A 1,256-nucleotide genomic window follows, 5' to 3' on the forward strand; every position below is an offset into this window, starting at 1 on the left:
AAAATCTTTGTTTAGGTTTCGGCTGTCGGGGGGGGGAAGGAATTTTGCAAAGGTCTCAGTTACTGGGCTAGTGATAGCTGCTGCCCTACTCTTCCGTTGGCATTTGTTTGTTCTTCCTATTTAACGGTATTGATAAACTGCTAAGGTACTTATCTCAAAGAAGTTGAAGGTACTTAGTATAGTAGAAGCTATTTTCACTAGACACTATTCCATTACTCATTAATTCAGTGGTAGAGTCACAATAAAATTAAACAGCCAAATTTCTATTGAAACCTATTGATTTTATACTAAAAATTGGAGTACTATACGGAATCTTTTAAAATTAACTAATAGTTAACAAACAGGAATAAACAACGGCGATTGTTAGGTATAGGGAAAAACTACATAATTTATATTATGTTAAATTTATAATGCTAGTATTTTAGCCTGCTAAATTCTGTTTCGCTCAGTAGTACAATCACTTATAGAATCCAAGAATAAAAAAGCCACCTGAAATTTATCAGATGACTTTTTCTCTATTGATGCACACTAAATTCTCATTATAACGACTGGTTTTACGACGGTTTTGTTTCTTTTTTTCATGCTACCTATGTCCCCTAACGGATTTAGGACATCTTTTTGACCAACATCTTCTATTCCACCCAAGGCATTTGCCAATTTTAAAATAGTGGCATCATAGTCCAAGTTCGTTACCGAACCGCGCCTTGGCGTCCATTTCTTTTACGACAAGCTCATACCTCGTGTCTGGGTTTGCGCTATCTGTCTTTGTTGTTCATCATATTCAAATTGCCGTGTAGCTTGTTGAATTTGATTCAAACTTTCTACTGCTGGTATAGAGGCAGATTCATTTATATGCATTCCAACACGATTTAGATGGGGGTTGAGTTCACCAATTAGATATTGACCTCTTTGCACACTGAACAGAGTGGCATTAGTCATTCCTTGTGATGTCCCTAAAGCAGTAAGAGCCATTACGGAATTTTGGAATTTTTCTTTATCAATAGGCAAACCGTTTTTCTCATGGTAAGCGGTCATATGCCCTTTGACAGAATCAAAAAGTTTTTGTGCCTCAAGTGGAAGAGATTGTGGGTTGAATGAAGCAACTGTCTGCATAAAATTGTACTGCTCTTCCTTATCATTCCAAGACATCAGGTTCGGATCTTCATTATTTTTCCGGACCTTATGGTACATTTCTTGGGTTTTGCTTAAACCTTTGCCTATCTTATGTGTAGAAATTAGTAGAGTTGTTTACAGTA

General features: G+C 36.4%; 1 protein-coding gene. It reads right to left on the reverse strand.

Features of this window, described 5'->3' with window-relative positions; all coding sequences use genetic code 11:
- Positions 1 to 720: 720 nt before the first annotated feature.
- The gene (locus HMPREF2872_RS00070) at positions 721 to 1,191 is read right to left on the reverse strand and encodes a hypothetical protein (RefSeq protein ID WP_070630301.1); all 471 of its coding nucleotides are present in this window, start codon (positions 1,189 to 1,191) and stop codon (positions 721 to 723) included.
- Positions 1,192 to 1,256 lie beyond the last annotated feature (65 nt).

Origin of the sequence: Neisseria sp. HMSC069H12 (assembly GCF_001812735.1) — a bacterium.
Taxonomy (GTDB): Bacteria; Pseudomonadota; Gammaproteobacteria; order Burkholderiales; family Neisseriaceae; genus Neisseria; species Neisseria subflava.

What these genes read in the sequence shown, in the direction of transcription:
- HMPREF2872_RS00070 (WP_070630301.1), bottom strand. Translation starts at nt 1,191, where the DNA reads ATGTACCATAAGGTCCGGAAAAATAATGAAGATCCGAACCTGATGTCT.